The organism is Methylacidiphilum sp. Yel, assembly GCF_004421185.1.
Lineage (GTDB): Bacteria > Verrucomicrobiota > Verrucomicrobiia > Methylacidiphilales > Methylacidiphilaceae > Methylacidiphilum.
The window spans coordinates 14,445-15,077 of sequence record NZ_LXQB01000044.1 but is presented as its reverse complement, the minus strand read 5'-3'; the positions used below and the strand labels follow the sequence as shown (position 1 = coordinate 15,077).

Genomic DNA, 633 nt, shown 5'->3' with positions numbered 1-633 from the left:
GCCGACCGGAACGGAGGCTCCAGCGGAAATAGCGATGCCCATGATGGGCCCAAAGGATGCGCTCAGCGCAGTAGCCCCAATCTTTTCTGGATGACGAAGCTCTTGCGTTTTCTACCCGCCTAGCAAGCTTCTTGAGAGCTTTTGCCCGAATCTTAGCTACAGCTGCCTCTTGCATCGCTTGCTCGTAAGCCAGCCGCTAGAACACTCTCGACTACAAAGATCCGCTGCCTCGGGAAGTCCTCCCGGAACCTCGGGCATGCTTCAGTCTTTACTTTCCGAAAGAGAAGGGCTGCCAGGAGAAGAGCTTGTGCTCGAGCCGAAGGTACTCTAGGACCTCATGGCTCCTCCGCCGCCTAAAGTCCCACCAAAAACCCATGGCCCTGGCTCCAAAGAAAGCCCAGGTTGGCGGTACTGATCATCCTCCCGATCCCCGAGCAAAGACCACCCGGCGCTAGCCCAAAGCGCTTCTCTTTAAGTCCTCCACTACCGTCTGGACCGTTTCTTCCAAATCCTGCAGATTTCCTATGGAATTCATGGTGGGCAATTGGAAGAGCCATTGGCTATTGCCCACCCCCAAAAGGATCTGGCGATTCCGTCCCCGCCGGTCTCTGGCTATAGCCAAACTAAAGCGAG

At 55.9% G+C, this 633-nt stretch carries 1 protein-coding gene; it reads right to left on the bottom strand.

What is annotated here, in order from left to right; all coding sequences use genetic code 11:
* Positions 1-451: 451 nt before the first annotated feature.
* Positions 452-633: hypothetical protein (locus A7Q09_RS10720; protein ID WP_208526705.1), on the bottom strand; the 182-nt coding region annotated here is incomplete at its 5' end.